Origin of the sequence: Streptomyces sp. NPDC017940, from assembly GCF_044328435.1 — a bacterium.
Lineage (GTDB): Bacteria > Actinomycetota > Actinomycetes > Streptomycetales > Streptomycetaceae > Streptomyces.
Genome location: NZ_JBIRHJ010000002.1, coordinates 514,861 through 539,796, shown reverse-complemented (window position 1 = coordinate 539,796; position 24,936 = coordinate 514,861). Strand labels below are relative to the sequence as shown.

Annotated in this window: 20 protein-coding genes; 10 read left to right on the top strand and 10 right to left on the bottom strand. The window is 72.7% G+C overall.

Features of this window, described 5'->3' with window-relative positions:
* Nucleotides 1-861 carry an Fpg/Nei family DNA glycosylase gene (locus tag ACH4DX_RS07970; protein WP_398114421.1) on the top strand — a complete coding sequence of 287 codons (861 nt, stop codon included), beginning with the start codon at nt 1-3 and terminating at the stop codon, nt 859-861.
* Nucleotides 862-903: 42 nt separating this feature from the next.
* Here ACH4DX_RS07970 and ACH4DX_RS07965 read toward each other — a convergent pair whose 3' ends face one another.
* Nucleotides 904-1,437 (bottom strand): hypothetical protein, encoded by a 534-nt coding sequence (locus tag ACH4DX_RS07965; protein WP_398114419.1) that lies wholly within the window; start codon nt 1,435-1,437, stop codon nt 904-906.
* A gap of 293 nt (nt 1,438-1,730) precedes the next feature.
* Between ACH4DX_RS07965 and ACH4DX_RS07960 the strand changes: the two genes are divergently transcribed.
* Complete coding sequence (locus tag ACH4DX_RS07960) at nt 1,731-2,984, top strand: CapA family protein (protein ID WP_398154443.1); 1,254 nt, start codon at nt 1,731-1,733, stop codon at nt 2,982-2,984.
* Between the two features lie 54 nt (nt 2,985-3,038).
* Here ACH4DX_RS07960 and ACH4DX_RS07955 read toward each other — a convergent pair whose 3' ends face one another.
* Together ACH4DX_RS07955 and ACH4DX_RS07950 are read right to left on the bottom strand one after the other, a co-directional pair.
* On the bottom strand, nt 3,039-4,472 hold the full coding sequence (locus ACH4DX_RS07955; RefSeq protein WP_398154442.1) for an amino acid permease: 1,434 nt from the start codon (nt 4,470-4,472) through the stop codon (nt 3,039-3,041).
* 159 nt (nt 4,473-4,631) lie between these two features.
* Nucleotides 4,632-5,102 carry a universal stress protein gene (locus ACH4DX_RS07950; protein WP_398114414.1) on the bottom strand — a complete coding sequence of 157 codons (471 nt, stop codon included), beginning with the start codon at nt 5,100-5,102 and terminating at the stop codon, nt 4,632-4,634.
* Nucleotides 5,103-5,270: 168 nt separating this feature from the next.
* On the opposite strand from ACH4DX_RS07950, the gene ACH4DX_RS07945 reads away from it, so the two are divergent.
* Entirely contained in the window at nt 5,271-6,146 is an 876-nt protein-coding gene (locus ACH4DX_RS07945; protein WP_398154441.1) for a polysaccharide deacetylase family protein, read from the top strand.
* Nucleotides 6,147-6,220: 74 nt separating this feature from the next.
* Here the strand turns inward: ACH4DX_RS07945 and ACH4DX_RS07940 are convergent, their stop codons facing one another.
* Nucleotides 6,221-6,883, bottom strand: a complete 663-nt coding sequence (locus tag ACH4DX_RS07940) for a class F sortase (protein ID WP_398114410.1) — start codon at nt 6,881-6,883, stop codon at nt 6,221-6,223.
* A 341-nt stretch (nt 6,884-7,224) separates the two neighbouring features.
* Here ACH4DX_RS07940 and ACH4DX_RS07935 point away from each other — a divergent pair, with 341 nt between their 5' ends.
* Complete coding sequence (locus ACH4DX_RS07935) at nt 7,225-7,719, top strand: hypothetical protein (RefSeq protein ID WP_398114408.1); 495 nt, start codon at nt 7,225-7,227, stop codon at nt 7,717-7,719.
* Between the two features lie 61 nt (nt 7,720-7,780).
* Here the strand turns inward: ACH4DX_RS07935 and ACH4DX_RS07930 are convergent, their stop codons facing one another.
* The 3 genes from ACH4DX_RS07930 to ACH4DX_RS07920 form a co-directional block, all read right to left on the bottom strand.
* On the bottom strand, nt 7,781-8,314 hold the full coding sequence (locus ACH4DX_RS07930; protein ID WP_398154440.1) for a hypothetical protein: 534 nt from the start codon (nt 8,312-8,314) through the stop codon (nt 7,781-7,783).
* A gap of 552 nt (nt 8,315-8,866) precedes the next feature.
* Entirely contained in the window at nt 8,867-9,631 is a 765-nt protein-coding gene (locus ACH4DX_RS07925) for a DUF4239 domain-containing protein (protein WP_398114404.1), read from the bottom strand.
* A 16-nt stretch (nt 9,632-9,647) separates the two neighbouring features.
* Complete coding sequence (locus ACH4DX_RS07920) at nt 9,648-10,301, bottom strand: hypothetical protein (RefSeq protein WP_398154439.1); 654 nt, start codon at nt 10,299-10,301, stop codon at nt 9,648-9,650.
* A gap of 262 nt (nt 10,302-10,563) precedes the next feature.
* Between ACH4DX_RS07920 and ACH4DX_RS07915 the strand changes: the two genes are divergently transcribed.
* The 3 genes from ACH4DX_RS07915 to ACH4DX_RS07905 all read left to right on the top strand — a co-directional run bounded on the left by ACH4DX_RS07915 (nt 10,564) and on the right by ACH4DX_RS07905 (nt 14,787).
* Nucleotides 10,564-11,598, top strand: a complete 1,035-nt coding sequence (locus tag ACH4DX_RS07915; RefSeq protein ID WP_398154438.1) for an SCO0930 family lipoprotein — start codon at nt 10,564-10,566, stop codon at nt 11,596-11,598.
* 229 nt (nt 11,599-11,827) lie between these two features.
* Nucleotides 11,828-12,640, top strand: coding sequence for an SAM-dependent methyltransferase (locus ACH4DX_RS07910; protein ID WP_398154437.1), 813 nt, complete (start codon nt 11,828-11,830; stop codon nt 12,638-12,640).
* On the top strand, nt 12,637-14,787 hold the full coding sequence (locus ACH4DX_RS07905; protein WP_398154436.1) for a putative bifunctional diguanylate cyclase/phosphodiesterase: 2,151 nt from the start codon (nt 12,637-12,639) through the stop codon (nt 14,785-14,787). The genes ACH4DX_RS07910 and ACH4DX_RS07905 overlap by 4 nt, the downstream gene beginning before the upstream one ends.
* 124 nt (nt 14,788-14,911) lie before the next feature.
* Here ACH4DX_RS07905 and ACH4DX_RS07900 read toward each other — a convergent pair whose 3' ends face one another.
* Entirely contained in the window at nt 14,912-17,788 is a 2,877-nt protein-coding gene (locus tag ACH4DX_RS07900; RefSeq protein ID WP_398154435.1) for a hypothetical protein, read from the bottom strand.
* 168 nt (nt 17,789-17,956) lie between these two features.
* Nucleotides 17,957-18,832 carry a LysR family transcriptional regulator gene (locus ACH4DX_RS07895; protein ID WP_398114394.1) on the bottom strand — a complete coding sequence of 292 codons (876 nt, stop codon included), beginning with the start codon at nt 18,830-18,832 and terminating at the stop codon, nt 17,957-17,959.
* Between the two features lie 94 nt (nt 18,833-18,926).
* Here ACH4DX_RS07895 and ACH4DX_RS07890 point away from each other — a divergent pair, with 94 nt between their 5' ends.
* The 3 genes from ACH4DX_RS07890 to ACH4DX_RS07880 are packed head-to-tail and all read left to right on the top strand — an operon-like array spanning nt 18,927 to nt 22,429.
* Nucleotides 18,927-19,634 (top strand): succinate dehydrogenase, encoded by a 708-nt coding sequence (locus ACH4DX_RS07890; protein ID WP_398114392.1) that lies wholly within the window; start codon nt 18,927-18,929, stop codon nt 19,632-19,634.
* A 3-nt stretch (nt 19,635-19,637) separates the two neighbouring features.
* Entirely contained in the window at nt 19,638-21,686 is a 2,049-nt protein-coding gene (locus ACH4DX_RS07885; RefSeq protein ID WP_398154434.1) for a fumarate reductase/succinate dehydrogenase flavoprotein subunit, read from the top strand.
* Complete coding sequence (locus ACH4DX_RS07880) at nt 21,683-22,429, top strand: succinate dehydrogenase/fumarate reductase iron-sulfur subunit (protein ID WP_398154433.1); 747 nt, start codon at nt 21,683-21,685, stop codon at nt 22,427-22,429. The genes ACH4DX_RS07885 and ACH4DX_RS07880 overlap by 4 nt, the downstream gene beginning before the upstream one ends.
* A gap of 82 nt (nt 22,430-22,511) precedes the next feature.
* Here ACH4DX_RS07880 and ACH4DX_RS07875 read toward each other — a convergent pair whose 3' ends face one another.
* Nucleotides 22,512-24,911, bottom strand: a complete 2,400-nt coding sequence (locus tag ACH4DX_RS07875; RefSeq protein WP_398154432.1) for an ABC transporter — start codon at nt 24,909-24,911, stop codon at nt 22,512-22,514.
* Between the last annotated feature and the right edge of the window lie 25 nt (nt 24,912-24,936).

The following is a 24,936-nucleotide window of genomic DNA, read 5'->3' as shown; positions in this document are numbered from 1 at the left end:
ATGCCGGAACTGCCGGAGGTACAGGCCCTGCGGGACTTCCTCGACGAGGAGCTGACCGGGCACGAGATCGTACGGGTCCTGCCGGTCGCGATCAGCGTCCTGAAGACGTACGACCCGCCGGTGACCGCGCTCGAAGGGAGAACCGTCACGGGCGTCGCCCGGTACGGCAAGTTCCTCGCCGTCGACACCGGCGGACCCCGGCTCGTCACGCATCTCGCCCGCGCGGGCTGGCTGCACTGGAAGGACCCGCTGCCGGGCGGCGTCCCCCGGCCGGGCAAGGGCCCGCTGGCGCTGCGCGTGGCCCTGGAGACCGGGGCGGGCTTCGACCTCACGGAGGCGGGCACCCAGAAGCGGCTCGCCGTGTACGTCACCGAGGACCCCGCCACCGTCCCCGGCATCGCCCGCCTGGGCCCCGACCCGCTGGCCGCGGACTTCACGCCGGAGAGGTTCGCGGAGCTGCTGCGGGGGGAGCGGCGCCGCGTCAAGGGCGCGCTGCGCGACCAGAGCCTGATCGCCGGCATCGGCAACGCCTACAGCGACGAGATCCTGCACGCGGCCCGCATGTCGCCGTACAAGCTCGCCGGGAGTCTCTCCGCGCAGGAGACGGAGCATCTGTACGCGGCGCTGCGCTCGACCCTGGAGGAGGCCGTCGAGCGGTCGCGGGGCGTCGCCGCGGCCCGTCTGAAGTCGGAGAAGAAGTCCGGCCTCCGTGTGCACGGGCGCACGGGGGAGCCCTGCCCGGTGTGCGGCGACACCGTCCGCGAGGTGTCCTTCGCCGACTCGTCGCTCCAGTACTGCCCCACCTGCCAGACCGGCGGCAAGCCCCTGGCCGACCGCCGGACGTCCCGCTTCCTCAAGTAGGCCCCCGCGAGTAAGAAACCCCGGTCAGGCAGCGGCCCGTGGTCAGAACAGCTGGATGGCCAGATGCCCGAGCGGAAGGCCCAGCTGCCACGCGGCCGTCCACACCTTCGGCACGTGGTCCTCGTCGTCGTCCCCGTACCCGGCGTACGGGTCCGGGTCCCCAGGGACGGCGTCCAGGTCCGGGGCGAGCAGTTCGGTCTCCTCCAGCCAGCGCCAGGCCGCCTCGGCGAGCACGAGATCGGGCGCGGGACCGCCCGCCGCCGCGACGTCGGCGCCGAGGCCGTCCATGCGCTCGCGCACCCACTCCTGCCACGGCTGGTCGTGGGCCGTCAGGGAGAGCCAGGTCTCCAGCTGCGAGACCACGCGGATGCCGGACAGCTCCCCGCGCGTGTCCGACAGGAAGATGGTGAGCGCGAGGGCGTCGCGCCCGGCCCGGTACTCGAACGACGTGGGCGGCATCAGGTCGCCGGTGCGCAGCAACTCGTCCGCGATGTACTCGGCGTACAGCCACGCCATCGGGACCGTCAGCTCGTCCCCGTCGGGGCCCTGGGCGCCGTCCGTGCTCTCGTGCAGCATCACGCTCCGCCTTCCTGTGCTCCGTGTGTACGCGTCACCGGCTCATGGCCCCCCACCCCGGAACACGGATGAGGACAGCCGATTACCCAACAGGGGTACCGAGCAAGGCGCTTTACCGAGCCTTGACCCGGCCTACGGTTTCACCGCAGGTCGCGGCGGCTGTGTTCTTCGGCTCACCGGGTGAAGAGTTTGACGCTATTTCGGTGAATTGCAGGCCATTGCTCCTTGACTCACCCTTGTATTCGTATGTGGATCGTTTTTAACGAAAATCTCCCCATACGGAAGTCCGGTCGATGACACAGCGCACCCGCCCCGCACGGCCCGCCCGCCGCACTCGCCGCACCCGGGGCACCCGGCGCGCGCACCGGGCCCTCGCCGTCCTCACCGCCGCACTGGTCGGCGCCACCGCAGGCTGCACCGCGCAGCAGCCGTCCGAGCGGGACAAGGAGCACGAGCGGGCGTCCGCCGCCCGGCATCCGGCGTCCGCGCCGTCCGCGGCGGGCGGCGCGAACGACGCCCGCGCCTTCACGCTCGTGGCCTCCGGCGACGTGCTGCCGCACGCCTCGATCATCCGGCAGGCGCACGCCGACGCGGGCGGCGACGGCTACGACTTCGCGCCCATGCTGGCGGGCGCCAGGTCCGTGGTCGCCGACGCGGACCTGGCGATCTGTCACATGGAGACGGTGTACGGGCCGCCCGGCGACTACACCGGCTATCCGGCCTTCAAGTCGCCGCCGCACGTGGCCCGGGCGCTGCGGACCACGGGCTACGACTCGTGCTCCACGGCCTCCAACCACACGCTCGACGACGGCGCGGACGGCATCCACCGCACCCTGGCCGCCCTGGACCGGGCGGGCGTCGCACACGCGGGCTCCGGGCGCACGGCCACCGAGGGCCGCTCCCCGGCCTGGCTGCGCGCGGGCGGCGCCAAGGTCGCCCAGCTCGCCTACACCTACGGCACCAACGACATCCCGCTCCCCCAGGGCAAGCCCTGGTCGGTGAACCTCATCGACAGGGACCGCGTCCTCTCCGACGCCCGCGCGGCGAGGAGGGCGGGCGCCGACGTGGTGGTCGTGTCCCTGCACTGGGGCACCGAGTGGCAGGACGCCCCCGACCGGCAGCAGCTGGACCTGGGCAGGCGGCTGACCGCCGCGCGCACCGCGGGCCGACCGGACGTCGACCTCATCATCGGCACCCACGCGCACGTCCCGCAGGCCTACGAGAAGGTCAACGGGACCTGGGTCGTCTACGGCATGGGCGACCAGATCGCCGGTGCCATGATCAACCACGCGGGCGCGGCGGACCCGCGCGGCAACCAGGGCACCGCGGGCCGCTTCACCTTCGCCGCCCCCGAGAAGCCCGGTGGCCGCTGGAAGGTGGCGAAGGCGGAGTTCGTGCCGTTCTGGTTCGACACGGACGCGGGCCGCGTCGTCAACCTCAACGCCGCCCTCGACCGCGGCCGGGACGTCGGTGGACTGCGCGACCGCATCCGGGGCGTCGTCCTGAGCCGGGGCGCGGGCAAGGACGGCCTGACGATGGGGCAGTGACCATCCGCCACCGGGACGGGGACGGCCCGGTGGCGGAATGCGGCGGGCGCCCGCCTAGGAGCCGGGTCGCCGCTCCGCCTTCGCCATCTCCGACCTGCGGTAGGAGTACGCGAAGTACACGACGAGGCCGAGGGCGAACCACACCCCGAACCGCACCCAGGTCTGCCACTCCAGGAACGTGATGAGCCAGAGGGAGAAGACGACCCCGAGCGCGGGCACCACCGGCATGCCGGGGCAGCGGAACGTACGCGGCAGGTCGGGCCGCTTGTAGCGCAGCACGATCACCGCCACGCACACCACGACGAACGCGAGCAGGATGCCGATGTTGGTGAGCTCGGCCGCCTCACCGATCGGCAGGAAGCCGGCGATCGCGGCCGACGCGAACCCGACGATCCACGTCACGCGCGTCGGCACGTGCCGCGTGGGGTGCGTCTTCGCGAACCACTTCGGCAGCAGTCCGTCGCGGCTCATCGCGAACCACACGCGCGTGCAGCCCAGCATGAACGTGAACATCACCGTGAGGATGCCGATGATCGCGCCGACCGCGATGACGTCGGCGAGCCCGCCGAGGCCCGCCGCCTTGAACGCCGAGGAGAAGCCGCTCTCGGGGTCGATGTCCTTGTAGTCCTGCATGCCCGTCAGGACCAGGCACGCGAGCACGTACAGAACCATGGAGACGGCCAGCGAGTACATGATCGCCTTCGGCATGTGCCGCTGGGCGTCCTTGGACTCCTCGGCCGCGGTCGACATGGCGTCGTACCCGAACACCGCGAAGAACACGGTGGCCGCCCCCGTGAAGGCGCCGCTGAGCCCGAACGGGAAGAACGGCTCGTAGTTGCCCGTCCTGACGTGGAAGAAGCCGACGCCGATGACGAGCAGCACCACCAGGACCTTCAGGATCACGACGACCATCTCGAAACGCACCGCGTTCTTGATGCCGAGGGTCAGCAGATAGGCGATGAACAGGCACAGGACCGCCGCGAACAGGTCCACCCTGTGGCCGTCGCCGGTGCCCGGCGCGCCCAGCATCCACGCCGGCAGCTCCGTGCCCATCTCGTTCAGGAGGAAGTTGAAGTACCCGGAGATGCCGATCGCGACCACCGCCACGATCGCCGTGTACTCCAGGAGCAGGTCCCAGCCGATCAACCAGCCCGCGATCTCACCGAGCACCGCGTAGCCGTAGGTGTACGCCGAACCCGCCTTCGGGATCAGACCGGCGAACTCCGCGTACGAGAACGCGGCGGCGGCGCTCGCCACGCCCGCGATCAGGAACGAGAGAAGAACGGCAGGCCCTGCCTTCTCGTTCGCGACGGTGCCCGCGAGGGTGAAGATCCCGGCGCCGATGATGCCGCCCACGCCGATCGCGGTGAGCTGCCACAGGCCGAGGGTGCGGGTGAGCCGCGCGGGCCCGCCGCCCGCCTCGGTGTCCTCGATGTGGTCGATGGGCTTGCGGCGCAGGATTCCCTGCCCCGTCCGTGGTCCGGCCATGAGCCTCACCTCTTCGCTGACGGCGGTCGGCTGATGGCGGATCATGATGGCTCAGCGACTCGCGGCACGGAAGACACCACGCAGTACGCGCGGGGGCACGGTGGCACCGGCGAAGGGGTTCGCCCGGTCGGCTCTGCGGCGCCCGGGAAGGAGCCCGTCCTACGGCACCACGGTGACCGGCCAGCGGCCCGCCTTCACCAGACGCACCGCCACCGAGCCGACGATGCGGTGCCCCGCCTGCTCCGACGCGCCGACCACGACGGCGTCCGCCTTGAGTTCGTCGGCGGCGGTGACCAGGCCGTTGTAGGGGTCGCCGCGGAAGGTGTGGAACTCCCAGCGCACGTCGAATATGCCCTTCACGCGCTCGGTCGCGTCGCGGATCTCGGCGATCAGGTTCTCCGCGATCTCCTCGGTGGTGTCCGCGATCGGCGCGCCGAGGGCGGCGCCCGCGGCCACCACCGGCTGGACGTAGACGACGGCGAGCAGCGCGCGCTGTCGTCTGGCCAGGCCACCGGCGTAGGCCGCGGCACGCAGCGACGAGTCCGAGCCGTCGACCCCGGCGACGATCACTTTCGGACCGTCGGTGCCGCGTTCGAACTGGTGGGACTGTTGAGGGGCGTCTTCCGTCACCCCCCGAGGCTAGCCCAGCCCCCACCCTCCACAAGGCCCGGGGGGCGCACATCGCAGGCCCCGGGGGCGGGGCGCCCCTCCGCGGACCGCTGGTCCCATCGGGTGCAATCGCCTGCCGCGCCGGTGTCGCGAGGACGCCGCGGGCCTCGGCCGTGCCACGGATTATTCATGAAAAACGATCAGATGCCTCCGGGACGCCGGGCCCTGCTCGGCTGGGCAGCCGTGCTCGGCGTCGCCACCACGGCCCGGTTCCTGACCGCGGACACCGCGGAGCCCCCCGGCCCGCGCGCCCCCGCGGGCACCGGCGCCGAGTCCGGCACCGGATCCGCGGCCGGACCGCAGGCGGGCGGCGCGCCGAAGGCCCCCGGGCGCGCCCCCTACCGGTTGCAGCCCATGGCGGGGTACGGCCCCCACCGCGGCGCCCCGGCCCGCCCGCCGGTGCGCAGGGCGCCGATCCTGCGCGTCCCGGGCCGCGTCCGCTCCATGGTCCTGAGCTTCGACGACGGCCCCGACCCGCGGTACACCAAGGACATCCTGCGGATCCTGCGGCGCCACGACACCCGCGCGATGTTCTTCGTGTGCGGCGAGATGGCGGCGTCCCACCCCGACCTGCTGCGCGAGATGGCCGCCGACGGACATGTGATCGGCAACCACACCTGGAGCCACCCGCTGCTGACCCGCCTCACCCGCGCCGGGATCCGCCGCCAGATGGAGCGCACCTGCGAGGTCGTCGAGGCCGTGGCGGGCACGCCGCCGGTGTGGTTCCGTGCCCCGTACGGCGCCTGGAACCGCGCGGCCTTCGAGATCGGCGCGGACCTCGGCATGGAACCGCTCGCCTGGACCGTGGACACCCTGGACTGGCGCTCACCCGGCACCGGCACCATCGTGCGGCGGGTGCTCCGGGGCGCGGGGCCCGGAGTCGTGGTGCTCTCGCACGACGCGGGCGGCAACCGCTCGCAGAGCGTACGGGCGCTGCGCCGCTATCTGCCAGAGCTCCTCGACGAGGGCTACCGGCTCACGGTGCCGAGCCGGTACCGGGTGTAGCGCCCGTGACAGCGGGCGCGCGGCGCGCGAGAACGCCGCCGCGCGCCGCACCGGGAGCCGCCTCGGGGAACGCCTCAGCGCACGTCCACGAGACGGGCGAACACGACCACGTTCCCGTCGTAGCCGTTCTGCTTGGAGAAGCCGCCACCGCACGTGATGACCCGCAGTTCCGGAGTCGCGCCGTTCCTGTACACCCGGTCGCCGGGGAATTTGTTCTTCGCGAACACCTCGATGCCGTAGATCTCGAAGACCGCGGTGCGCCGGTCCTTGCGTTCGATCTCGATGCGCTGCTTCTTCTCGAGCGAGCCGAGGCCGTAGAAGACGGCGGGCCCCTGCTGATTGTCCACATGGCCGACGACGACCGACGTGCCCCGCTCGCCGGGCGACACCGCGCCCGTGAACCAGCCCGCGAGATTGGAGTCGTCCGGCGGCGGCGCGTCCACCCAGCCCTCCGAGTCGAGGCCGACCGCGATCACGGGGGCGTCCACCCGGATCGGCTCGATGCGGATGCGGTCCGCGGGCGAGAACGCCAGCGGCGCGGGGGCGCCCTTCCTGGTGGGGGCCCGGTCCGCGGCCGCGGCCGACGCGGGCTGCGGCGGGCCCACGTCGAACTCTCCGGAGCCATTGCGGATCAGTGCGAGCCCGGTCAGCAGCACAAGCGCCATGACGCCCCACGGCGCCCGTCTGCGCTGCCTCTCCTCCTCTTCGAACTCTTCCGACGGCTGGGACGAAGACATGCTCTATCCCCTCTCGACGCGACTTGTGCGGCCACGTCCATTGCGCGTACGAAAAACGCTATGCGCAGCGCGCCCCGCGTGCGAAAGGGCGGGAGCGAACGGGTGGCCCGCACCGGCGGCGTGCGCCATCCGAGTTCGGGCCCGCAGGAAATTTCTGACGGTCCGTGACCTGCGGCAATATCGACCTGCGCGGACGCCCTTCGGCGTGTCTTCTCACCAGTACGGCCGATTCCCGAAATGCGGCCCCACGCACCGCGCCCGAGGGTCTGACTGGGAGGCGTTCTCGCCGATCGACCGGGGAAATGGTGTCCCCGGGACGCTTTCCGCGGAGGAAGAGACCCATGCGCAACTCTCGTGCACTCGCGGCCGTCGTGGCCGCCGGGGCCCTGGTCGGGTTCGGCGCGCCGTCGGCCGCGGCCTGGGCGGAACCCAGCAACATCGTCGCCATGCCCAGCGTCATCGCCAGGGGCGGTCATCTCACGGTCACCGTCGACGGCAGCTCCTGCCACGCGGCCGGCAGCTATGTCGAGTCACCGGCGTTCCCGCGCACGCACCTCAAGCCCATCACGGGCGGCACCACCGCGAGTGCGACCGTGAAGATCAACCACAACGCCCACCCGGGTGCGTACGACATCACGGCCAATTGCAGCGGCAAGCCCCTGACCAGGCCGCACGCCTTCACCGTCATCCACGGCGGGGTCCGCGGCGGTGTCGGCGGCGGCACCACGTCCGGTGCGACCCGGACCGACATGGCGATCGGCGGGGCCCTGGTGACCGTCGCGGTCGTCGGCGGTGGGGTCTTCTGGATGCGCCGCCGGTCCGAGAGCAAGGTCTGACGGCCCCGCGGCCTCCCTGCCCGGTGCGACCCCTTCCGCGCCGGGCCGGGACGCCGGGACGTCAGGAGCCGTGGCGGCCGGTCCTGCGGCGGGTCCAGACGTACGCCGTGCCGATGACGCCCGCGACGAGGGCGCCCCCGACCGCGAGCTGCTGGGCGTCGAAACCGTCGGAGCTGCCGCCGACACCGGCCTTGACGCCCCGGGTGTGGCGCGGGGAGGGCTGGTGGGTGGGGTTGTTGCTCGAGCCGCCGCCGACGATGGTCAGGTCGGTCGTGCCGGACTCCTGGCCGCAGGCGAACGTGACCTCGTACATAGCGCCGGGCTTGGCGTCCCAGAACACCTTCGCGGTGGCCGACGCCTGGCCCTTGGGGATCGTGACGTCGTCGAAGATGCCGGACGTCACCTTGGCGTTGTGCTCGCAGCCCTCGACGCTGAGCGTGACCCGGCCGCCCGCGGCGATCGCGGCGGGGGTGACGCGGAAGCCGAACGAGGTGACGTTCTCCTCGCCGGCGCGGGCCGCCGACGCGGGGGGCGAGGTCAGGGCCAGGGCGGTGGCGGTGAGCAGAGCGGCCGAAGCGACGCGTATCGCGTGCATGAACATTCCTCCGGGTCCCCGAGGAGCAGCCGCGGACCTTCTTCCGCTTGCGCCGGTGATGCACCTCGATGTCCCGAACGCTAGGCAGGGCCGGGGCGCCCCGCGATCGGTGTCGTGCGAACGGGTCACAGGGCTGGGCCGGACGGGCGAAGGTGACGGCGTGGCGTGCCGCACGGGCGGCGGGACGGGGCAGAGGGGGGTGCGTCCGCGGCCGGGGGACGGGTACGGACGGCGCGGCCGGGGGCGGGCACCGACGGTGCGCTCCGCGGCCGGGGGACGGGTGCGGCTCACACGCCGTGTGTTCCCCGCGCACCTACTGGCGCCCCGCACACACTCCCCGCGCGGCCGGGGAAAGGGGTTTGATGTCGCATATGCCGCACGGATGGGGTCCGTCCAAGGGCCGCGGGGGAACACGGGGGACAACGGGGGCGTCCGGCGGCAGGGCCACCGGAACTTCCCCCGCGCCGGTGGCCCCCTCGGACAGGTCCTGCCGACCCGCCTTCCCCGGCAGGACCCGCTGCCCGCTCCGGCAGGGCCGCCGCTTCCGCGGCCCTAGTCGCCGATTCCCGGGAACAGCGTCTCGAACGGCTCTGCCGTGGCCGCGATGCCGCGGCTGTAGGGGGCGTCGAAGTCCCAGATGAGGAAGAGCAGGAAGGCGATCAGGGAGGAGAAGAGGCCCGCCAGGAGCAGTTCGCGGGCGGTGCGGCGGATCTGGAGCGGGAAGATCAGGCCCACGGTGACGAGCCCGCCGGTGATCAGCCCGAACCAGACCACCCCCGGCATGGTGGCCTCCACGCTGTCGCCGCGGTTGCCGCGGGCCTCGTCGGCGAGTGTGATCTGGTCGAGCAGCGGCTGGTAGGCCTGGGCCTGGAAGTCGTTCGCCGGTTCGTAGTCGGTGACGTCGTGACGCAGCTTCGCGAGCAGTTCGTCACCGCGGTCCGTCACTGTCTGCCGTTCGACCATGGCGTCCCACTCGGTGTTCACGACATGGCCGACATACGCCGTTACGTCGTCGCGAATGCGGTCCCGGGCCTCGACGGGGTACACCCGGACCCGCTCGTGGATCTCGTGCAGGGCCTGGGCCTCGGCACGCACATGATCCTGGGCCGCGCTGCGGGCCTCCCACACACCGGCGATGGCGAGTCCGAGGACGATGGCGTAGACCACGCCGATCATCATCGTCATGTACTCCATCACGTCCGGTGTTTCCGAAGCGTCCACATCCGGGGCGGTTCGTCGGCGCTGGAGCACCACGACGGTGAGGACGATGCCGCACACGGCGAGCATCGCGAGGGTGAGAACAAGCCATTCCGACATGGGGGTCCTCCGGCGGTCAGCGCGGTCGCAGCGCGGCGACGGCGAGCACCGCGGGCGCGGTGATGAGCAGGGTGAGGGTCACGAGTGAGGAGCCGTTGCGGGGCGGCCGCTTGTGCGGGGACGGGCGGTGCGCGGGGTAGGCCACGGGCTCGGGCGGCGGGGTGACCCTCGGGGGCTCGGGGGCGGGGGCGGGTGGTGGCGGGGGCAAAGGTGCGACGGGTGCGGGAGGGGGCGGAGGCGGGGGCGTGACGCGAGGTGGACGCGGTGCGGGAGGTGCGGGGGCCGTCTGCGCGGGCGGGGGCGCGGAGGTGCGTGGCGGGGTGGGCTCGGGGGGCGGGGGCGGCTTCGGGGGTGGCGTCGGCTCGGGCGGGGGAGTGGGCTCGGGAGGCTTGGGAGGCGTGGGCTCCGGGGGTTTGGGCGGTGTGGGCTTGGGGGGTTTGGGGGGCGTGGGCTTGGGGGGTTTCGGCGTCGGCTTCGGCGGGGGTGTCGGGGGCGGCGTGCACCGCACACCGCTGCCGGCGGCGGCCGTCGCGGTTCCGCCCGACGCGTACGCGCAGGCGTCGGCGGGCGCCGCCGCGGCGCCCGCCGGTGCGCCGACGAGCCAGGCCACGGTGAGCAGCGCGAGGGCACGGGTGACGGGGGCCGTACGGCCCCGGGAGGATCCGGGCACGAGCAGATCATGAGGCGTACGCCGCCCGCGCGGGCGCGAGGAGGCGCACGATCGCTCGAAGGGGGGTGCGGTCGGACAGGAGTTCGCCACCCCGCGGAGCGCGCCCGGCCGCACTCACACCCGTACGCCCCGAGGAATTTTTTTCTTGAGCGCGTTGAACGCCGCGCCGGTTTCCTCTCGTACCTAGGGCCATGCGTGACGCAGCGGGCGTCACCGTGACGCACGTGGCGTCACCACAGCTGAGCGACAGCAGGAGTAAGAGATGCGGCATGTATCAGGGGGTTCCCTCCGGGCCCGGCGGAGCGCCTCGCTCGTAGCGGCGGCTGCGGCCCTGCTGGCGCTGACGACGGCGTGCGGTCAGGACAAGGGCGAGCAGTCCCCCAAGGGGCAGAACGTGGGCAACGAGGCGCCGGTCGAGGACGGGGCGGGCGCGGGCGACGGCTACGGATCGGGCGACGGCTACGGCTCGGACTCGGGGAGCGATGAGGGCGCGGGCAAGGCCAAGTCCGCCGGGCGCCTTGCGGTGTGGGACAGCGAGAGGCTCGGCAAGGTCGTCACCGACAGCGCGGGCCGCACGCTCTACCGGTTCGACAAGGACACCGCCCAGCCGCCCAAGTCCACCTGCGACGGCGCCTGCGAGACCGCCTGGCCCGTCGTCGCGGCCAAGGGCGCCGAGGCCGCCCCCGGCGTCGACAAGTCGCTGCTCGGCGAGGTCACCCGCTCCGACGGCACCGAGCAGCTGACCATCGACGGCTGGCCGATGTACCGCTTCGCCAAGGACAAGAAGCCCGGCGACGCCAAGGGCCAGGGCGTGGGCGGCACCTGGTACGCGGCGGCGCCCGACGGCAAGAAGGCCGCACCGGGCGCCGGGGGCGGCGGGGACGCCGGGGACGATGCCGGGGACGCCGGGGACGACGCCGCCCGGCCCGCCGATCCGGCCGGGCTCTCCACCCGCAACGACCCGAAGCTCGGCGAGATCGTCGTCGACAGGAACGGCATGACGGTCTACCGCTTCACCAAGGACTCCGCCTGGCCCATGAAGTCGGCGTGCACCGGCGCCTGCCTGAAGAAGTGGCCGGTCGTCGAACCCGTGGAGAAGGACGCGACCGAGGGCATCCTGAAGAAGGGCTTCGTCACCTTCGACCGGCCCGACGGCATCGAGCAGCAGACGATCGACTGCTGGCCGCTGTACACGTTCGCGGGTGACAAGAAGCCCGGCGACACCAACGGTCAGGGCGTCGGCGGCACCTGGTACGCCGCGGCGCCGAACGGCAGGGCGGTGGGCGCCACCGAGTAGCCCGCCCCCGGGCATCGCCCCACCCTCGTCGGCCGGTCCGTTCCTTCCGCACCAAAGGGAGGGAATGGACCGGTTCTTCGGTGTGTGGACAGCACGTGCCAACGGCAGTGACCGAGAACGGACGGCCAATTTCCGGTTCGACTCGCTCCGTTGGCCGACGATCAGTAGCCTCACCCTCGAACACCGGCTCGCCTCGACTACGACCTTTGCCCGAATCCTTGGAGTGTTGATGGAGCGTCCCGCCTGGGCCCCGCCGGGCATCGACACCACGATGCCGAGCGTGGCCCGGATGCACGACCACTACCTGGGCGGCTCCCACAACTTCGAGGTGGACCGGGAGGCCGCGCGCCGGGCGATGGAGTTCATGCCGGGACTGCCCAAGATCGTGCAGGCGAATCGTGCCTTCATGCGCCGAGCTGTGCGTTTCGCCGTCGACGAGGGCATCACCCAGTTCCTCGACATCGGCTCGGGAATCCCTACATTCGGAAATGTGCACGAAGTCGCCCAGCGGGCCGACGAGGACGCGCGCGTCGTGTACGTCGACCACGATCCGGTCGCCGTGGCGCACAGCCGTGCGGTTCTCGAAGACAATGACCAGGCCGCGGCCCTCTACGCGGATCTGCGCAAACCCCGCGACATCCTGGGCAGTTCCGAGGTGCGGGACCAGCTGGACCTCGACCGGCCGGTCGCGCTTCTCCTGGTGGCCATACTCCACTTCGTCGAGGACGCGTACGATCCCTACGCGGCGGTCGCCGAACTGCGGGACGCGTCGGCGCCCGGCAGCCTGATCGCCGTGACACACGCCTCGTACGAAGGGATACCGGTTCCGCAGGAACAGGCCGGCGGGACCGTCGGCGTATACAAGGACATCCGCAATCCATTGATCATGCGATCGCGTGCCGAGATCGCGCGGTTCTTCGAGGGATACGACATGGTGGAACCCGGCCTCGTGCCGATGCCGCACTGGCGGGCCGACACGGAGCTCGCGGACGAGGACCCGTGGTCCTTCTCCGGGTTCGCCGGCGTGGGACGCAAGCGTTGAGCGCGGAGCCGGACGGGCCGGAGGACAGACTGCGCAGGTTCGCCACGATCTGGAGCCGTGCGCTGTTCCCGGTGACCGCGACCTCGATCACCCGCCCCGACTTCGAGCGTCTGCTGCTGCCCCTCGCCCGGCGGCTGCGCGAAGCCCTCGACGAGCGGGTGTTCGCCGCCGCGGGGAGCGAGGCCGTGGGCGAGTCCCTGGTCGCCGCGCACTGCACCGAGCCGGAGGCGCTGAGCCGCACGCTCGACGTCGTCGACGCCTACCTCGTCCTCTACTGCGGCGCGGACGCCGGCAGCGGTGAACGCGAGGAGCTGCGGGCGCGCTGCTCCCGGATCCAGCACGCCGTCGCGGCCGGGTTCGCCCGCGCACTGCGCGAGCGGACCCTGGTCGAGCAGGAGGCCATCGCCCGGGCCGCCCTGGAGGCGCGCGGCACCGTGGCGGAGGCCCTGCACGCCAGCGAGGCGCGGTTCCGCGCGGTGTTCCACGGCGCCGCCGTCGGCATCGCCATCGCCGACCTCGACGGCACGGTCCTGGAGGCCAACGACGCGCTGATCCGCATGTTCGGCGGCCTGGAGCACCACCTGCGCGGGCGCAACGTCGCCGAGTGGACGCACCCCGACGACTCCCCGCACGTGTGGAGGCTGTACGAGGAGCTGGTGCGCGGCGACCGCGAGCACTACCGCGTGGAGAAGGCCTTCTACCGCCCCGACGGCACCGTCCTGTGGACCAATCTGACGGTGTCCCTGCTGCGGGACGCCGACGGGGCGCCGCAGTACCAGCTGGCGCTGATGGAGGACACCACCGAGCGCCGGCTCCTGAACCTGCGCCTGCGCTACGAGGCCACCCACGACGCCCTCACCGGACTGCCCAACAGGACGCTGTTCTTCGAGCGCCTGGAGAAGGCCCTCGCGGCCGGTGAGGGCGCCCGGTTCGGGCTCTGCTACCTCGACCTCGACGGCTTCAAGACCGTCAACGACAGCCTCGGGCACGCGGCGGGCGACCGGCTCCTGGTGGAGGTCGCGGACCGGTTGCAGGCCTGCGCGACCGCGCCGGGGGAGATGGTGGCGCGGCTCGGCGGCGACGAGTTCGTGGCGCTGACCACGGGCCCCGACACCGCGAGCGAGGTCGACGACCTCGCGGGCCGCATCATGAACGCCCTCGCCGCTCCGATCCGCGTCGAGGGCCGCGAGCTGACCGTGCGCGGCTCCATCGGCATCGTCGAGGGACCCGCGGCCGACCGCGGCGCCGCGGAGGTGCTGCGCAGCGCCGACATCACGATGTACCGCGCCAAGCACGCGGGCGGCAACCGCTACGAGCTGGCCGACCCGGAGGCCGACGCCCGCACCATCACCCGGCACGGGCTCACCACGGCACTGCCGGTGGCCCTGGAGCGCGGCGAGTTCTTCATCGAGTACCAGCCCCTCGTGCACCTCGGGGACGGCAGCGTCCGCGGCGCCGAGGCCCTCGTACGGTGGCTGCACCCGCAGCACGGCGTCATCAGTCCGGACCGCTTCATCCCGCTCGCCGAGCACACCGGGCTCATCGTGCCGCTCGGCCGCTGGGTCCTGGAGCAGTCGGTGCGGCAGGCGCGTGCCTGGGAGGCGCGCACCGGGGCGGCGCAGGCCGCGGGCCCGCTGCGCGTCAACGTGAACCTGTCGCCGTGCCAGCTCACCCACCCCGGCCTGGTCTCCGACACCGTGGAGATCCTGGAGCGCGCGGGCCTCGCGCCGGCCTCGCTGTGCCTGGAGGTCACCGAGTCCGCGCTCATCGGCGCCGACGACGACCTGCTCAAGCCGCTGCGCAGGCTCGCCGAGATGGGCGTCGACATCGCGCTCGACGACTTCGGCACCGGCTACTCCAACCTCGCCAACCTGCGCCGCCTGCCGGTCAGCGTCCTCAAGCTCGACCGCGCCTTCACCCAGGGCATGCAGCACTTCCCCGCCGACCCGGTCGACCTGAAGATCATCGAAGGCATCGTGTCCCTCGCGCACAGCCTCGACCTGGCCGTCACGGTCGAGGGCGTGGAGACCGGCGCGCAGGCCGACCAGCTGCGGGAGCTGGGGTGCGACACCGCTCAGGGCTGGTACTACGCGCGGCCGGGGCCGCCCGACCGGTTGCACGAGCTGGCGCTCGCCGACGCGCGGTAGCTGGCGGGGGCGCCTTGGGCTGGTTCACCTCGGGGTGCCGCCCGGGTTCGTGGCGCGGCTGCGGGGTTGTGGGGGCTTGGCGCGCCGTTCCCCGCGCCCCTTCGGGGCGCTTCCCTGAGGGTCCCTAAGGGCGTTCCGGGGCCGATGTCGTCGACGGGGACGGGCTCGGGGTCTCCACCGGGGACGTGACGTTGTTCGCCCAGGTCGTGGCCAGGACCGTGGCCACGGCTGCCATGGTCGCGACCAGTACCGCGCTGAGCGGGGTGGCCAGCGAGGACAGGCGGCGGAAGTTGCGGATGTGGCCCCACAGCAGGTCCGCCCTGCGCACCAGGCGGATCTCCCAGTACAGGGCGAGGCCGAGGGCAAGGACGGTGCTCTGGGCGAGCAGCAGGAACACCGAGAGCGCGATCGGACCCTGCGGCACGCGCAGTCGCGGTACGAGCAGCAGGACCTGCACCGCCGACATCACCGCCCACAGCCAGCCCGCCTTGGCCACCGGGGTGGCGCCCCGCAGCCACGGATACAGATAGCCGTAGGCGAAGCCGTGCGCGAGCCAGACGCAGGTCGGCGCGCCCGCGACGGTCACCGCCTCGGGCACCCCGCTGTAGCCGTCGGCCTGCCACAGCGTCCACGCCGTCCACGGCAGGGTGAGCAACGCGGTGACCGCGGCCGCGGTGACGCCGTTGCACCAGGCGGTACGGCCCGCCGAGCCGCCGAGCGCGACGGCCTTGAGCCGCGCCGTCTCGCGGGCCGCGTCCGCCGCGGTGGGCTGCCGCAGGCTCTGCCAGGTCTCCTCCCAGCTGTCGGCGGCCAGCGAGGTGTCGGCGAGGGTGGAGCGGGACGAGGTGAGGAAGCGGTGCCTGCCCTCGGCGAAGAGCAGCGCGCGGGCCAGGGAGTTGAGCAGCCTGGCGTGGGCGGCGCCGGACAGCGCGTGCAGGCGTGTGGCGTGGGCCGCGCGGGCGGGGGGAAGCAGCAGGTGCGCGCCCGCCCAGGCGGTGAGCAGCGCGGCGGCCGTGGTCCAGTACGGCAGCCAGCTGTCGGGTGAGCCGATGACGGTGGCGGACGCCGCGAACAGGAGCAGCGTGACGCAGTCGCGGCGGACGCCGGGGCCCCAGCGGCCACGCTCGGTGCCGCCCGCGTAGAGGTGGGCGAGCAGCACGACGACGGCGGCGCACCACATCACCTGCACGGCCGGGGCTATGGTGCGCACGCCGTAGATGAAGTCGTCGCCGGGCCACTGCCCCGCGAGCTGGGCGAAGAGGTCACTGGTGGCCGGGCGGCCCGGCCTGCGCAGCGACGTCCACCACGGCAGCAGGGCGGTGACGAGCACCGCGCCGAGGGCGAGGCGCCCCTTCCAGGCGGGACGGATCGCCGGTGGCAGCAGCGGGCAGGCCAGCAGGAGCAGCGCCGTCACCCAGGGCACGGGAAGGAGGAAGGCCAGGGGCCAGGAGACGCCCACATCGCGGTCGGTGAGGCTGAGGGTTCCGTCGTCGGGCGACAGCTGGAACTGCCACGGCAGGACCTGGAGCACCACGACCGCCGCTACCGCCGTCCAGGCCGCCACGGCGAGCGGCGCGGCCCAGGGCCGCGCGGCGGACCCGCACAGCCGCCACCGCAGCGCCGCGTACACGGCGCAGGCGGCGGCCGACGCGGTCACCAGGCAGGTCAGCACCGCCCGGGTCCAGTGGCCGCCGCCCATGAGCCAGGCCAGCAGGACGAGGGCCGGTGCGGGGGCGGCGACGAGGCACAGCTCGGCGCGGTGCGGGAGGCGACCTGCGCGCAGCCGCAGCGTGACGGTGACCGCGAGCACCGGCAGGACGAACAGGACCGTACCCAGGAGCGTGCCCTGGGTACGGGACTCCAGGGGCAGGGTGTTGGGGACGAGTGCGTTGTGCGGGTAGCTGACGGCCCCCCAGAGCCAGAACAGGACCCGCCACTTGCTCGAGTAGGAGTGCACGAGCAGCGCGGCGACGGCGCCGAGCAGCGCCGTGACGGTGAGCGCGACGGCGGCGCGGGTCCGCCGGGGGCTCGCGGCCGAGCCGCCGGGCGCGGTGAGGAAGGCGGACAGCGCGCCCACGGTGACGGCGGCCAGGGCGAGCAGCGACAGCAGGGCCTCCTGGCTGCTGCCCGGACGGACCTGCCACACGGGGCGGCGCTCGCCCTTCTGCGCGGTGCGGGGCGCGACGAGCTCGGCGATGACCGTCATCTGCGCGGGCTGCTCCGGCAGTGTGTACCGCACCGTTCTCGCCGTTTGCAGGGTCGGCCGTCCGCTGACGCTGAAGCCCCAGCCGTCGGGTACGTCCATGCGCCAGTGCCAGCGTCCCGGCGGGCGAGGCACGGGCTTGGCCTCGGCGTCCGTGACCAGGGTGCCGAAACGGTAGGCGAACTGGGTCCCCGGCTGGAGGTCCTTGAACGTGGTGCTGTGCTCGGCCGTGACCGTCACGGTGCCCCGGGCGGACGTCTGGCTGACGGTGCCGCGCTCGGGGTAGGTCCGGTCCGTGGCGTTGCGCCGTGCCGCGAGGGCGGTGGCGTAACCGCCGGGCATGACGCCGGAGACGCCGCCGAAGGTGTCCGGCCCGGCCCTGAGCCGGGCCGCGAGCGGGTCCGACTCGCGCAGCAGCAGCCGGTACTGTGCCGTGACCCGCCAGTCGGCGCCCTTGGCGCGGCTGACGCGCACCACGATCTCACCGCTGCTGCCCTTGCCCGGCCTGTCGTCCGCCGTGGGCACGGGAAGGGCCGAGGGGCTGGTGGGTTTCAGGGGCCTGAGCCCGGCGTGCGCGCGTTCCGCGAACTGCCCGGCGACCTGGCGCTGAGCGGTGTCGCCCCACTCGTCCGACGCCCACACCGCACACCCCACGACGACCGCGCACAGCAGCACCACGGCCGTCGCCCGGCCCGCCGCTCTGCCTGCCGCCGCTCGGCCCGCCCTGGATCCGCCCGCCGCCGCGCCGCCCGTCGCCGCGCCGCCCGCCGCCGTGCCCCCGCCCTGAGCCGCTGCCATGGGGCGCTCCCTCCCGCTCAAGGAGAGTCAGGTTAGAGCCGGGCGCACGGCTTGCGGGACCCTCGGGATGGCGTGAAATACCCGGCGCACAGGGTACTTTCACGGAGCGCGTGCGACGGTTCGCGCCCCCGGTCGTTCAACGCCCCGGTCGTTCAATGCCCCGGTCGTTCAACGCGACAGCAGCATCCGCTGCAACTCGCGCGCCGCCCGCGGTGGCGCGACGTCGCTGCGGTGGGCCAGCGCGATGGTGCGCCGCAGCCGGGGGCGGGACAGGGGAGTCATGCGCAGGTCGCTGCCCGCGCGCTCGGCGACCATGCGGGGGACGACGGCGACGCCAAGACCCGCGCGGACGAAACCGAGGACGGCGTCCATCTCGCCGCCCTCGACGGCGAACTCGGGCTCGAAGCCCTCCGCGCGGCAGGCGGCGACCGTCAGCTCCCGCAGGTCGTACCCGTGCCGGAACATCACGAGGCGCTCACCCCGCAGGTCGGCGACGCGCGCGGACGCGCCGAGGCCCTGCGCGTCCGGCGCGGACACCACCACCAGGTCCTCGCGGAGCAGCTCCACCGTCGTCAGGGCGGGCGAGGCCGTCGGCAGCGGAAGCACCACCAGGGCCAGGTCCAGGGCGCCGCGCGCGAGCTGGCGTACCAGGTCGTGGCTGCCGCCCTCCTCGATCAGGAGCTGGATGCCCGGGTGCCGGTCGTGGAAGTCGCGCAGGACCTGCGGCAGCAGACCCGTGCACACGCTCGGCGTCGCCCCGAGCCGCACCCGGCCCCGGCGCAGCTGCACCAGCTCCTGCACCTCGATCCGGGCCGTGTCGGCGTCGGCGAGGATGCGGCGTGCCAGCGGAAGCAGCGCCTCGCCCGCGTCGGTGAGGGCGATGTTGCCGCGCGCCCGGCTGAACAGCTCGGCGCCCAGCTCGCTCTCCAGCGCCCGCACCTGCTGCGAGAGCGACGGCTGTGAGACGTGCACCTGCTCGGCGGCGCGCGTGAAGTGCCGGGTCTCGGCGACGGCGACGAAGTAGAGGAGCTGCTGGAACTGCATGCGCCCCACGATACGCCTCCATAGGCTCTGCCTATGCAGATGAGCAGATCCATCTCTTGGACTGATCGGGGCCTTCGGCCGTAGCGTGCATGACATGGCTCTGGCAACGCGGACGGACCGACGGCCGTCCCTTCCGCGCACGGTGTGGGACTCCACCGTCGGCAAGAAGACCGTGATGGCGGTGAGCGGCCTGATCATGCTGCTCTATCTGGTCGCCCACATGGTGGGGAACCTGAAGATCTTCTTCGGGCCCGGGGACTTCAACCACTACGCGCACTGGCTGCGCACCCTCGGCGGTCCCGTCATGCGCTGGGAGTGGACCCTGTGGGTCGTCCGCTTCGGCCTGGTCGTCGCCGTCGTCGCGCACGCCGTGTCCGCGTACCAGCTCAGCCGCCGTGACATCGCGGCGCGCCCGAGCAAGTACGTGCACAGGAAGCCGCGCGCGAGCTACGCCACCCGCACCATGCGGTGGGGCGGGGTCATCCTCGGCCTGTTCATCGTCTGGCACATCCTGGACCTGACGACGGGCACCGCGCACCCGGGCGGCTACGAGCATCTGCACCCGTACCAGAACGTCGTCGACACCTTCTCCACCTGGTACGGCAACGTCGTCTACATCGTGGCCGTCTGTGCCCTCGGCCTCCATGTGCGGCACGGCTTCTGGAGTGCCGCCCAGACCCTCGGCGTGGGCAGCGCGACCCGCGACCGCGTCCTGAAGACCTGTGCCAACGGCCTCGCGCTGCTGCTGACCGCGGGCTTCGTCTCCGTACCCGTCGGTGTCATGACCGGAGTGGTGAGCTGACCTATGAATCCATCCGCAGAGAGCGCCGGGAACGTCGGGAGCGCCGAGAGCGCCGAGAGCGCCGAGAATGCCCAGAGTGCCGCGTATCCCGTGAACGCCGCATACGCCGAGTACGCCGCCTACACCAGCGGCGCACCGGTCCTCGACAGCAAGGCGCCGCCGGGCCCCGTCGCCGAGCGCTGGGACACCCGGCGCTTCGAGGCCAAGCTGGTCAACCCCGCCAACCGCCGCAAGCACACCGTCATCGTCGTCGGCACCGGGCTCGCGGGCGGCTCCGCGGGCGCGACGCTCGCCGAACAGGGCTACCGCGTCGTGCAGTTCTGCTACCAGGACTCGCCGCGCCGCGCGCACTCCATCGCCGCGCAGGGCGGCATCAACGCCGCGAAGAACTACCGCAACGACGGCGACTCCGTGCACCGCCTGTTCTACGACACCGTCAAGGGCGGCGACTTCCGCGCCCGCGAGTCCAACGTGCACCGCCTGGCGCAGATCTCCGTCAACATCATCGACCAGTGCGTGGCCCAGGGCGTGCCGTTCGCCCGCGAGTACGGCGGGCTCCTCGACACCCGGTCCTTCGGCGGCGTCCAGGTCTCCCGCACCTTCTACGCCCGCGGCCAGACCGGCCAGCAGCTGCTCCTCGGCGCCTACCAGGCCCTGTCGAAGGAGATCGCCGCGGGGAACGTGGAGCTGCACGCGCGCACCGAGATGCTCGACGTGATCGTCGTCGACGGGCGGGCCCGCGGCATCGTCGCCCGCGACCTCGTCACCGGCAGGATCGACACCTACTTCGCGGACGCCGTCGTCCTTGCCACCGGCGGCTACGGCAACGTCTTCTACCTGTCGACGAACGCCATGAACTCCAACGCGACAGCCGTCTGGCGGGCCCACCGCCGCGGTGCGTACTTCGCGAACCCCTGCTTCACCCAGATCCACCCCACCTGCATCCCGCGCACCGGCGACCACCAGTCCAAGCTCACCCTGATGAGCGAGTCGCTGCGCAACGACGGCCGCATCTGGGTGCCGAAGGCCAAGGGCGACACCCGCCCGGCGAACGAGATCCCCGAGGACGAGCGCGACTACTACCTGGAGCGCGTCTACCCCTCCTTCGGCAACCTCGTGCCCCGCGACATCGCCTCGCGCGCGGCCAAGAACGTGTGCGACGAGGGCAGGGGAGTGGGCCCCGGCGGCCAGGGCGTGTACCTGGACTTCGCGGACGCGATCCGGCGCATGGGCCGGGCGGCGGTCGAGGAGAAGTACGGCAACCTCTTCGACATGTACGAGCGGATCACCGCGGAGAACCCCTACGAGGTCCCGATGCGGATCTACCCCGCCGTGCACTACACGATGGGCGGACTGTGGGTCGACTACGACCTCCAGACCACCGTCCCGGGCCTGTTCGCGATCGGCGAGGCGAACTTCTCCGACCACGGCGCGAACCGGCTCGGCGCCTCCGCCCTGATGCAGGGCCTCGCGGACGGCTACTTCGTGCTGCCGTCCACCATCAACGACTACCTCGCCCGCCACCCGCACCAGGACGAGGTCGACGACGAGCACCCGGTGGTCCGCGAGGTCCTCGCCGAGACCGAGGACCGCCTGAACCTGCTGCTCGCCGTCGACGGCGACCGCACCCCCGACTCCTTCCACCGCGAACTCGGCGAGCTGATGTGGGAGTTCTGCGGCATGGCGCGCACCGACAGCGGGCTGCGCAAGGCCCTGGAGCGCATCCCGCAGATCCGGGACGAGTTCTGGCGCCGCATCAAGGTCCCCGGCACCGGCGAGGAGTTCAACCAGTCCCTGGAGAAGGCCAACCGCATCGTCGACTACCTGGAGCTCGCCGAGCTGATGTGCCTCGACGCGCTGCACCGCGCCGAGTCCTGCGGCGGCCACTTCCGCGAGGAGTCCCAGACCCCGGACGGCGAGGCCGAGCGCCGGGACGAGGAGTTCTCGTACGCGGCGGCCTGGGAGTTCTCCGGCACCGGCACCGCACCCGTCCTGCACAAGGAAGACCTCGTCTTCGAGTACGTCCACCCCACTCAGCGGAGCTACGCATGAAGCTCACCCTGCGCGTCTGGCGCCAGCGGAACGCCGACACCGACGGCGCGATGTCCACGTACGAGGTGGACGGCATCTCGGCCGACATGTCCTTCCTGGAGATGCTCGACACCCTCAACGAAGAGCTGATCGTCAAGGGCGAGGATCCGGTCGCCTTCGACCACGACTGCCGCGAGGGCATCTGCGGTGCCTGTTCGCTCGTCATCAACGGCGACGCGCACGGGCCCGAGCGCACCACCACCTGTCAGCTACACATGCGGTCCTTCGCGGACGGCGACACCATCGACATCGAGCCGTGGCGGGCGGCCGCGTTCCCGGTCGTCAAGGACCTGGTCGTCGACCGCTCCGCCTTCGACCGCGTCATCCAGTCCGGCGGCTACATCAGCGCCCCCACGGGTTCCGCACCCGAGGCGCACGCCACTCCCGTGCCGAAGCCGGACGCGGACTTCGCCTTCGAGCACGCCGAGTGCATCGGCTGCGGCGCCTGCGTCGCGGCCTGCCCCAACGGCTCGGCGATGCTCTTCACCTCGGCGAAGGTCAACCACCTCAACGTCCTGCCGCAGGGCGCCCCCGAACGCGAGACCCGGGTCCTCGACATGGTCGCGCAGATGGACGCGGAGGGCTTCGGCGGCTGCACCCTCACCGGCGAGTGCGCCACCGCCTGCCCCAAGGGCATCCCGCTGCCGTCGATCGCGGCCATGAACAAGGAGTGGCTGCGGGCCACGCGCAAGGCACGGCGCTGACACCGACGGCTGTCGGCGCCCCCTTCCGGACGCCGACCCTCCGGCCCGAGGTCCCGAGGTCCCGAGCTGGCGGTACGAGGCATCAGCGGCCATGCCCTGAGGGTCGTGCACGAGGAGACGTCGCCCGTGCCAGATAGGGCGCCGTCCGGCTGTTCACCGCCGCGGCCACCTCCGCGGGCGTCCCGGCGGCGACCACGCGCCCGCCCTCCGTGCCGCCGCCAGGACCGAGGTCGATCACCCAGTCCGCGCCCGCCACCACGGACATGTCGTGCTCGACGACCACCACGGAGTGCCCCGCGTCCACCAGCTCGTGCAACCGGCCCACAAGGACCTCCACGTCTGCGGGGTGCAGCCCGGCGGTGGGCTCGTCGAGGAGGTAGAGGGTGCGCCCGCGGCGCACCCGCTGCAACTCGCCGGCCAGCTTGATCCGCTGCGCCTCCCCGCCGGACAGCTCCGTCGCGGGCTGCCCGAGCCGCAGATAGCCGAGCCCCACATCGAGGAGCGTGCGCAGGCTGCGCAGCACCGCCGGGGTGTCGGCGAAGAAGGCCGCGGCGGCTTCGACGGTCAGGTCCAGGACGTCCGCGACGGTGAGCCCGCGGTGGGTGACCTGGAGGGTCTCGGGGTTGTAGCGGGCGCCCCCGCAGTCCGGGCAGGGGGCGTAGGTGCTCGGCAGGAAGAGCAGCTCGACGCTCACGAACCCCTCGCCCTGGCAGGTCTCGCAGCGGCCGCCCGCCACGTTGAAGGAGAAGCGGCCCACGCCGTAGCCGCGCGCCCGCGCCTCGTCCGTGCCGGCGAAGACCTTGCGGACGACGTCGAAGAGTCCGGTGTACGTGGCGAGGTTGGAACGCGGGGTGCGGCCGATCGGCTTCTGGTCCACGCACACGAGCCGGTCCACACCCGCGAGGTCCTCCGTGAGCTCGCCGATCAGCGTGGACTTGCCCGACCCGGAGACGCCGGTCACCGCCGTGAACGCGCCGAGCGGGAACTCCGCGGTCACGTCCCGCAGGTTGTGCCGCGACACCGGCCCCACCTTCAGCCGGCCCCGCGGCGTCCGCACCTGTCGAGGCGTCACAGGCGTCCGGTCGAACAGGAAGCGTGCCGTCGCCGACTCGGCCACCGCCTCCAGACCGGCCACCGGGCCGCTGTGCAGCACCCGGCCGCCGTGCTCGCCCGCCCGGGGGCCCACGTCCACCAGCCAGTCCGCGTGCCGCATCACGTCGAGGTGGTGCTCGACCACGAACACCGAGTTGCCCGCGGCCTTGAGCCGGTCGAGGACGGTCAGCAGGGCCTCCGTGTCGGCGGGGTGCAGTCCCGCCGACGGCTCGTCGAGGACGTAGACGACGCCGAAGAGCCCCGAACGCAGCTGCGTGGCCAGGCGCAGGCGTTGCAGCTCGCCCGCGGACAGGGTGGGGGTCGCGCGGTCGGGTGCGAGATAGCCGAGGCCCAGCTCGGTGATCGTGGCGATGCGGGCGAGCAGGTCGTCGGTCAGCACCTCCGCCGGCTGCGCGCCCGCCGCTCCCCTGCCGGACCCCGCCGCCTCCCGCAGGCACCGCGCGAGGTCGGTGAGGGGCAGCGCGGACAGCTCCGCGACGGTGCGGCCCGCGAAGGTGACGGCGAGCGCCTCGGGCCGCAGCCGGCTGCCGCCGCACGCCGGGCACGGCTCGCTGGTCAGGAAGCGCTCCGCCTTCGTACGCAGCGCCGGGGACTTGGAGTCGGCGAACGTCTTCATGACGTAGCGCCGGGCGCTCATGTACGTGCCCTGGTAGGGGCGCTGGATACGGCCCGCGTCGCGCACCGGGTGGACGGTGACGACCGGCTGCTCGTCGGTGAACAGGATCCACTCGCGGTCGGCCCGCGGCAGCTCGCGCCACGGGCGGTCCACGTCGTGGCCGAGCGCGTCGAGGACGTCCCGCAGGTTCTTGCCCTGCCAGGCGCCCGGCCAGGCCGCGACGGCGCCTTCGCGGATGGACAGGGAGGGGTCGGGGACCAGGAGTTCCTCGGTCGTGCGGTGGACCCGGCCGAGGCCGTGGCAGCCGGGGCAGGCGCCGGCCGCGGTGTTGGGCGAGAAGGCGTCGGAGTCGAGCCGTTCCGCGCCCGGCGGATAGTCGCCCGCGCGGGAGAACAGCATCCGCAGCGAGTTGGACAGCGTGGTGACCGTGCCCACGGAGCTGCGGGACGTGGGCGCCGCGCGGCGCTGCTGGAGCGAGACCGCAGGCGGCAGGCCCGTGATCTCGCCGACCTTCGGCGCGCCGACCTGGTGGATCAGGCGGCGTGCGTACGGGGCGACGGACTCGAAGTAGCGCCGCTGGGCCTCGGCGTAGATCGTCCCGAAGGCGAGCGAGGACTTCCCTGACCCGGAGACCCCGGTGAACACGGCGAGGACGTCACGCGGAACGTCCACGTCGACCCCGCGCAGATTGTGCTCCCGGGCACCCCGGACCCGTACGAAGGGATCGTGGCCGTGGTCGGGGCGACTGTGCATGGGGCGGGCTCCGTACGCGGATCGG

Excerpts from the sequence above, each read along its gene's own strand:
- ACH4DX_RS07970 (WP_398114421.1), top strand. The coding sequence starts at position 1 with ATGCCGGAACTGCCGGAGGTACAGGCCCTGCGGGACTTCCTCGACGAG.
- ACH4DX_RS07965 (WP_398114419.1), bottom strand. The coding sequence starts at position 1,437 with ATGCTGCACGAGAGCACGGACGGCGCCCAGGGCCCCGACGGGGACGAG.
- ACH4DX_RS07960 (WP_398154443.1), top strand. The coding sequence starts at position 1,731 with ATGACACAGCGCACCCGCCCCGCACGGCCCGCCCGCCGCACTCGCCGC.
- ACH4DX_RS07955 (WP_398154442.1), bottom strand. The coding sequence starts at position 4,472 with ATGGCCGGACCACGGACGGGGCAGGGAATCCTGCGCCGCAAGCCCATC.
- ACH4DX_RS07945 (WP_398154441.1), top strand. The coding sequence starts at position 5,271 with ATGAAAAACGATCAGATGCCTCCGGGACGCCGGGCCCTGCTCGGCTGG.
- ACH4DX_RS07940 (WP_398114410.1), bottom strand. The coding sequence starts at position 6,883 with ATGTCTTCGTCCCAGCCGTCGGAAGAGTTCGAAGAGGAGGAGAGGCAG.
- ACH4DX_RS07935 (WP_398114408.1), top strand. The coding sequence starts at position 7,225 with ATGCGCAACTCTCGTGCACTCGCGGCCGTCGTGGCCGCCGGGGCCCTG.
- ACH4DX_RS07930 (WP_398154440.1), bottom strand. The coding sequence starts at position 8,314 with ATGCACGCGATACGCGTCGCTTCGGCCGCTCTGCTCACCGCCACCGCC.
- ACH4DX_RS07925 (WP_398114404.1), bottom strand. The coding sequence starts at position 9,631 with ATGTCGGAATGGCTTGTTCTCACCCTCGCGATGCTCGCCGTGTGCGGC.
- ACH4DX_RS07915 (WP_398154438.1), top strand. The coding sequence starts at position 10,564 with ATGCGGCATGTATCAGGGGGTTCCCTCCGGGCCCGGCGGAGCGCCTCG.
- ACH4DX_RS07910 (WP_398154437.1), top strand. The coding sequence starts at position 11,828 with ATGGAGCGTCCCGCCTGGGCCCCGCCGGGCATCGACACCACGATGCCG.
- ACH4DX_RS07900 (WP_398154435.1), bottom strand. The coding sequence starts at position 17,788 with ATGGCAGCGGCTCAGGGCGGGGGCACGGCGGCGGGCGGCGCGGCGACG.
- ACH4DX_RS07895 (WP_398114394.1), bottom strand. The coding sequence starts at position 18,832 with ATGCAGTTCCAGCAGCTCCTCTACTTCGTCGCCGTCGCCGAGACCCGG.
- ACH4DX_RS07890 (WP_398114392.1), top strand. The coding sequence starts at position 18,927 with ATGGCTCTGGCAACGCGGACGGACCGACGGCCGTCCCTTCCGCGCACG.
- ACH4DX_RS07885 (WP_398154434.1), top strand. The coding sequence starts at position 19,638 with ATGAATCCATCCGCAGAGAGCGCCGGGAACGTCGGGAGCGCCGAGAGC.
- ACH4DX_RS07880 (WP_398154433.1), top strand. The coding sequence starts at position 21,683 with ATGAAGCTCACCCTGCGCGTCTGGCGCCAGCGGAACGCCGACACCGAC.
- ACH4DX_RS07875 (WP_398154432.1), bottom strand. The coding sequence starts at position 24,911 with ATGCACAGTCGCCCCGACCACGGCCACGATCCCTTCGTACGGGTCCGG.